Source organism: Inquilinus sp. OTU3971, from assembly GCF_038440215.1.
The window spans coordinates 1-7,047 of record NZ_JASATH010000281.1 but is presented as its reverse complement, the minus strand read 5'-3'; the positions used below and the strand labels follow the sequence as shown (position 1 = coordinate 7,047).

Annotated in this window: 5 protein-coding genes and 1 pseudogene; all 6 read right to left on the bottom strand. The window is 70.8% G+C overall.

Annotation, left to right across the window (positions count from 1 at the left end; translation table 11 throughout):
• Window positions 1–97: 97 nt before the first annotated feature.
• Window positions 98–2,047, bottom strand: coding sequence for an ATP-dependent zinc metalloprotease FtsH (gene ftsH, locus AAHM41_RS37685; RefSeq protein WP_342241770.1), 1,950 nt, complete (start codon window positions 2,045–2,047; stop codon window positions 98–100).
• Window positions 2,048–2,137: 90 nt separating this feature from the next.
• On the bottom strand, window positions 2,138–3,424 hold the full coding sequence (gene tilS, locus AAHM41_RS37680) for a tRNA lysidine(34) synthetase TilS (RefSeq protein ID WP_342241769.1): 1,287 nt from the start codon (window positions 3,422–3,424) through the stop codon (window positions 2,138–2,140).
• Between the two features lie 3 nt (window positions 3,425–3,427).
• The gene (locus AAHM41_RS37675; RefSeq protein ID WP_342241768.1) at window positions 3,428–4,234 is read right to left on the bottom strand and encodes a tetratricopeptide repeat protein; all 807 of its coding nucleotides are present in this window, start codon (window positions 4,232–4,234) and stop codon (window positions 3,428–3,430) included.
• Between the two features lie 184 nt (window positions 4,235–4,418).
• Window positions 4,419–4,892, bottom strand: coding sequence for a peptidoglycan-associated lipoprotein Pal (gene pal / locus AAHM41_RS37670; protein ID WP_342241767.1), 474 nt, complete (start codon window positions 4,890–4,892; stop codon window positions 4,419–4,421).
• Between the two features lie 122 nt (window positions 4,893–5,014).
• Window positions 5,015–6,319: a Tol-Pal system beta propeller repeat protein TolB gene (tolB, locus tag AAHM41_RS37665; protein WP_342241766.1), complete on the bottom strand. Its 1,305-nt coding sequence runs from the start codon at window positions 6,317–6,319 to the stop codon at window positions 5,015–5,017.
• A gap of 25 nt (window positions 6,320–6,344) precedes the next feature.
• A pseudogene (locus tag AAHM41_RS37660) lies at window positions 6,345–7,047 on the bottom strand (hypothetical protein); the annotation flags it as partial.

Genomic DNA, 7,047 nt, shown 5'->3' with positions numbered 1-7,047 from the left:
CTGGGTGCTATGTCGCCGGCTTGGGAAACGCCCCGGCCCGCGAAAAACCGCGGCCCGTGGGTCTTGTCAATCGCCATCCGGTCAGGTGCCCGCCCGATTACGTACCAGGTTGCGGCTCCGGGTCGATGCCCTTGGCGCCGCCCGAGGGCACCGAGGTGCGCTTGCCGCTGGTCGGGCGCTTCGGCGGCGGCGGGTCGTCGGTCGGCTCCGGCCGCACGATCGCCTCGCCGCGCAGGATCAGGCCCCGCACCTCGTCGCCGGTCAGCGTCTCGAATTCGAGCAGCGCGTTGGCCAGCAGATGCAGTTGGTCGATGTGCTCGGTCAGGATGGTCCTGGCCTTGTTCTCGGCCTCCTCGATCAGGCGACGCATCTCCTCGTCGATGATCTTGGCGGTCTCCTCCGAGATGTTCTGGGTCTGCGTCACCGAATGGCCGAGGAACACCTCCTGGCCGTTCGAGCTGTAGCGCAGCCGGCCCAGCTTCGGCGACATGCCCCATTCGGTGATCATGGCGCGGGCCAGGTTGGTGGCCTGCTGGATATCGCCGGAGGCGCCGCTGGTCACCCGCTCTGGTCCGAAGATCAGCTCTTCCGCCAGGCGGCCGCCGAAGGTCATGGCCAGCCGCGATTCCATCTGGATCTTGGCCCAGCTGATGCGGTCGTTCTCCGGCAGGCTGACCACCATGCCGAGCGAGCGGCCGCGCGGGATGATCGTCGCCTTGTGGATCGGATCATGCTCCGGCACGTACAGCCCGACGATGGCATGGCCGGCCTCGTGATAGGCGGTGTTCCGCTTCTCCTCGTCGGTCATCACCATGGACCGCCGCTCGGCGCCCATCATGACCTTGTCCTTGGCCTCTTCGAACTCGGCATGGGCGACCACGCGCTTGCCGCGCCGGGCGGCCAGCAGCGCCGCCTCGTTGACCAGGTTGGCCAGGTCGGCGCCCGAGAAGCCGGGGGTGCCGCGGGCAATGACGCGCGGGTCGACGTCCGGCGCCAGCGGCACCTTGCGCATATGGACCTTGAGGATCTTCTCGCGGCCCATGATGTCCGGGTTCGGCACCACCACCTGGCGGTCGAAGCGGCCGGGGCGCAGCAGCGCCGGGTCCAGCACGTCCGGACGGTTGGTGGCGGCGATCAGGATCACGCCCTCATTCGCCTCGAAGCCGTCCATCTCGACCAGCAGCTGGTTCAGCGTCTGCTCGCGCTCGTCGTTGCCGCCGCCCAGGCCAGCGCCGCGATGGCGGCCGACCGCGTCGATCTCGTCGATGAAGATGATGCAGGGGGCGTTCTTCTTGCCCTGCTCGAACATGTCGCGGACGCGGCTGGCGCCGACGCCGACGAACATCTCGACGAAGTCCGAGCCGGAGATGGTGAAGAACGGCACGTTGGCCTCGCCGGCGACCGCGCGGGCGGTCAGGGTCTTACCCGTGCCCGGAGGGCCGACCAGCAGCACGCCCTTCGGGATCTTGCCGCCCAGGCGCTGGAACTTCTGCGGGTCCTTCAGGAACTCGACGATCTCCTCGAGCTCCTGCTTGGCCTCGTCGATGCCGGCGACGTCGTCGAAGGTGACGCGGCCGGTGCGCTCGGTCAGCAGCCGGGCGCGGCTCTTGCCGAAGCCCATGGCCTTGCCGCCGCCGGACTGCATCTGGCGCATGAAGAAGATCCAGACGCCGATCAGCAGCAGCATCGGCAGCCACGACATCAGCGTCGTCAGCAGCAGGTTCGGCCCCTCGGGCGCCGCGGCCTGCACCTTCACGCCGGCCTGCGTCATCTTGTTGATGATGTCGGTGCCGTCCGGGACGTAGGTCTGGAACGACCCGCCGCCCCCGCTCTGATTGTAGTGGCCGGTGACGGTCTGGCCCTGGACCTTGGCGTCGAGAACCTGGCCCTTCTCGACCGCGGTCACCAGGTCGCTGTAAGCCAGCTCACCCTGCGGGCTGCGGCCGCCGGAGCTCTGAAACAGGTTGAACAGCGCCAGGAGGAGCAGGCCGATGATGATCCAGAGCGCAAAGTTCTTGCCGAAATTGTTCACGGACGGTCGCCTCATGTCCCGCGCATACCGCTTGCGCGGCGTCACGGCGTCGTGGGTCCCCGGAATGCCTCCGGAGGCTCGTTAGTAGATAATATAGCGCCGCGGCTAAACAACCGGGAATCCATTCGGCAGCAGCGGCCAAAGCGGCTCGAACCGCAGAAACAGGCCGTTTCCGGTCGGATCGGCCACGCTCGGGCGCCGCAGCACGTGGCCATTCCGCCACAGCGCCGGCAGCACCGCGGCCGCATCGAAGGGCAGATCGTCGGGACGGCCCTGCCCCGCCGCAGCGTCGCCCCAGGCCGAGATCCGGTCTTCCGGAGCGATATCGGCGGGCGTTTCGATGCGGAATCGGCCGTCCCAGAGCAAGGATGCGCCGGGGACCGGCCCGAGAGTCTCCGGCAGGAAACGGCGTTCACGGAACACCAGCAGCCGGTCGCCGGCCACGCGGAGGCGGCAGCGCCCCAGTGTGCGACCGAGGGTGCGACCCAGCAGCGCACCGTCCCGCATCGCGTCCACCAGCCGCTCCAGCGCATCGAAGCGGGCCTCGGCGCCCCCGCCGATGCAGGCGGTGACGGAGTCGAGCAGGCGGCGCGCGATCTCGGGCTCGGCCTGGCGCAGGGCCGGAAGGTCGATCGAGGCATAGCCGGCGGGGTCGAGCCGCACGGCGCCGCGGCCGAGCTCGGCGGCGATCCGCTGCAGCGCATCGCGGGCCTGGCCGGCGCGGCGGGCCAGGGCGAACAGCCGGTCGTCGGTCAGCCCCTCGGCCGCCAGCACCTCGCGGGCGGCGCGCAGCCGGGCGCGGGCATAGCGGCTGCGGCGGTTGGACGGGTCGTCGACCGGGACCATGCCGAATCCGGTGCAGGTGGCGGCCAGCCGGGCCTTCGGCAGGTCGAGCAGCGGCCGCAGCAGCCGGCCCCAGGGCGCCGGGCGCCAGGCGGCCATCCCGGCAAGCCCGTCGATGCCGCTGCCCTTGGCCAGGCGCAGCAGCACGGTCTCGGCCTGGTCCTCGCGCTGGTGGGCGACAGCCAGATCGCGGATGCCGGCCTCACGGCAGGCCTGGCCCAGAAGGTCGTAGCGGGCGCGACGCGCCTGGTCCTGCGAGGCCCGGGCGGGGGCGTCGGTCCAGGTCAGGATGCGGTGGGGAATGTCGTGCCGGGTCAGGGCAGCGCCGGTGGCGACGGCTTCGGCGGTCGAGTCCGGGCGCAGCCGGTGGTCGACGGTCAGGGCCAGGATCTGGCCGCCCCTCTGCCGGACCCAGCGTGCGGCGAGGAGGCTGAGCGCCATGCTGTCGGGACCGCCCGAGACGGCGACGGCAAGGCGGAGAGGCCGGTCGAACGGGCCGAGGCGGTCGAGCCGCGCGGCAAACTCTTCATCCGTGACCGGGCTGGTCATTCATCAGCAGCGCAGCAGCAGCTGCTGGTCCTTGGCGCGGCGCAGCATCTGCGGCGGGGCGTCGGGATAATCCGCCACCAGCCGGGCAAAGGCGTCGCAGGCCGAGCGGTCCTGCCGGGCGGCCAGCAGCGACTGGGCCAGGCGCATCAGCGCGTCCGGCGCCCGCGGCCCGCGCGGATCCATCGACCAGGCAGTGTTGAAGGCGTTGGCCGCCTCGCCCGGGCGGCCTTGGGCCAGCAGGGACTCGCCGAGCGAGTAGGCGGCGGTCGCATCGCCGCCCGGCGCCGCCGCGGCGAGGCCGTAGGATTGCGGCTCGGTCGAGGCGAAGCCCGGAACCGAGGTCCCGGGATCGGCCGCGCCCATATCCTGAATCATGCCGCCCAGGCTGTCGCCCTGGCCATCATAGGCCGGGGGCAACGGCTCGGCGTCGGACCGCTTCGGCGGCATCAGCGGCGTCGGGGTGAAGGGCTGCGGCGTCCGCGGCGCGGCCGGCGCGCTCTGGGTCGGCGCCCGCTTGGCCGGGGCCGGAGCCGGCGCGGCCTTGCTGCTGCCACCGCTGCCCTCGAGCTCGTTCAGCCGGAACTCGATGTCGGCCTGGGCCCGCTTCAGCTGGTCGGCGAGCTGCTGGTTCTGGTACTGCAGCTGCTCGATCTGGCCGGTCAGCTGCGAGATCTGCTGCTCCAGCGTGCTGACCCGGACCTCGAGCTGGGCCTCGTAGCTCTGCGCCCGGCCGGGCCCGGACGGGGCCAGGACCGCGACGGCAAGCGCCGCGACCGCAAGAATACTCCATCGCCTGTGCGAAGCCGGCATGTCGCCTCCACCTCCATGGTTCGGGGCACGGGACCGATCCGATCTTGGGCCGATCCAAGCGGCGAAAATAAGACGCGCCGGGCACGGCGACAACGGCGATGCCGCTGCCGCCGTCCGGCGCGCAGACCGTCCGACCGGCGGCGGACGACGCCCGCGAAGGCGCCACCCGCCGTCCTGGCGGAGATCAGTTGACGACGGTGACCGCCCGGCGGTTCTGCGCCCAGGCCGACTCGTCGTGGCCCGGCACCGCCGGACGCTCCTTGCCGTAGCTGATGGTGGTGACCCGCGACGGAGCCACGCCATTGGCGATCAGGTAGTTGCGCACCGAATTGGCGCGGCGGTCGCCGAGGGCGAGGTTGTACTCGCGGGTGCCGCGCTCGTCGGCGTGGCCTTCGACGGTCACCGCGACGTTCTGGTACTGCTGCAGCCAGCCGCCCTGCTTGTTCAGCGTGGCCTGCGCCTCGGGGCTCAGGTCGAAGCCGTTGAGCGAGAAGAACACCCGGTCGCCGATGTTCTGCGCCAGATCCTGCTGCGAGCCGGGGACCGCGGTGCCGGAGCCGAGGCCGCCGGCGCCAGCACCGGTGCCGGCGTTCTGGGTGGAGCTGCAGGCCGTGGCCAGCAGCAGAGCCCCCATGAGGGACACAATCTTGAGACGCATGGTTCTTTGCCCCTGACGTGGATCCGACTTTACGATTCGGAAAGCGGTTGAGGGAAAAGCAGGTTACTGCCTGCTCCGCAAGGTATTTCTTGCGTTATTTCTAGCATTTCTGCGGCTTGCCGTCACGGCAGCAGCGGCGACCAGGCGGCGTCGGACGCGTCGAAGGGCGTCGGCACCGCGGCGCTGACCCGGCCGGTGATGTCGACGCTGACCAGCTTGCTGCCGCCGCCGCCGCTGGCGGTGTACATCAGCACGCGCCCGTTCGGCGCCCAGGTCGGGGCTTCGGCCAGGAAGCCCGAGGCCAGGTCGCGCTCGCCGGTGCCGTCCGGCCGCATCACGCCGATCGAGAACTGGCCGCCCGAGATCTTGGTGAAGGCGATCAGGTCGCCGCGCGGCGACCACACCGGGGTGCCGTAGCGGCCCTGGCCGAAGCTGAGCCGGCGCACGCCCGACCCGTCGGAGTTCATGATGTAGATCTGCTGGCTGCCGCCGCGGTCGCTCTCGAACACGATCTGCGTCCCGTCCTTGGAATAGGAGGGCGAGGTCTCGATCGAAGGATCGGAGGTCAGGCGCTGCGCCGAGCGGGTGCGCAGGTCCATGACGTAGATATCGGTGTTGCCGGCCTGCGCCATGCTGAAGATGACCCGGTTGCCGTCCGGGCTGAAGCGCGGCGAGAAGGTCATGTTCGGGAAGTCGCCGAGCGATTCCTGCCGGCCGCTGCCGAGGTCGAGCAGATACACCCGCGGCTTGTTGTTCACATAGGCCAGATAGGTGATCTGCTGCGTGTTCGGCGAGAAGCGCGGCGTCAGCACCAGCTGCGAGCCATCGGTCAGGAACTGATGGTTGGCCCCGTCCTGGTCCATGATCGCCAGCCGCTTGACCCGGTTGGTCTCGGGCCCGGTCTCGGAGACGTAGACGATGCGGGTGTCGAAATAGCCGTCCTCGCCGGTCACGGCGCGGTAGATCTCGTCCGCGATCTTGTGGGCGACGCGGCGCATCAAGGCGCTGTCGCCGGTCAAGGTCAGGCCGGTCAGCTGCTGCTCGGCGGCGACATCCCACAGTCGGAAGTCGACATCGAAGCGCCCGTCGCCGCGCGGCCGGACCTGGCCGGTGACCAGGGCCTGGGCCGCCAGCACCTTCCAGTCGGCGAAGCGCGGGCCCTGCTGCAGCGACGCCGCGTCCTGGGTGAAGGCGCGCGGGTCGATCGGCGCGAACAGGCCGGAGCGCTGCAGGTCCGCCGAGATGATCTGGCTGATCTGGCTGCCGACCGGGTCACCGGGGAAGTCGGTGATCGCGATCGGCATCGGCTGCGACACGCCCTGGTTGATGTCGATCCGGATCTCGGCCTGGGCCGGCGCCGCCGGCAGGGAGAGGGATACGACCGCAGCCAGGGCGGCCAGCGTGGTGTGGAGGAAGCCTCGTTTCATTGTCTGCACCTCGGTTCCTGGCTGGTCAGAACATGTCCTTGGGATCGAACACGAGAAGGAACGTGTCGTTCGGCCACCCCCCGCTCGGCATGGGCCAAGGCTGGCAGGCGGGATTGGCGACGGCGCGCCGCGCGGCGTTGGCCCACGCGTTGTCGCCGCCATTGTCTGCGATCGACACATCCTTGGGTAGGATGGTGCCGTCCGGCTGGACTGCGGCGACGCGAATCTGCACCACCGGCTTGGTCATCGCCCCTTCCAGGGCGCCAACGTTCCAGCATTGCTTGACCTTGTCGCGGATGGCCCCTTCGTCGCCGCGCGACAGACGGGATGCCGGCCCGCCCTGCCCCGACGCCCGCTGCTGGCGGTTGGACTGCCGGCTGGACTGGCGCCCGCCAGACTGGCCGTCCAGCAGACCGGCGATCTCGTCGCTCTGCGGCTGCGACGGCGCGGTCGATCGCGTCGACGTGGGGGCGCCCTGCTGCGTCGGCGCCGGCGGCGGCGCCTTCGGCCGGGAGCCCGGACGCGGCGCCTCGGTCGGCGAGATCGCCATCGGGTCGGCCTGGGCCGTCTCGGCCGGCGGCGTCGGCGGCGACGGAGTCGGCGTCGGCTCCGCCTGCGGCTTGCCCGAGGGCGGGTTCGGTCGCTGCGGCGGCGGGGGTGGCGGAGGCTGCTGCGGCGTCGGCGGGGGCGGCGGCGGCTTGGTGGCCTCGGGCGACGGCGCCTGAACC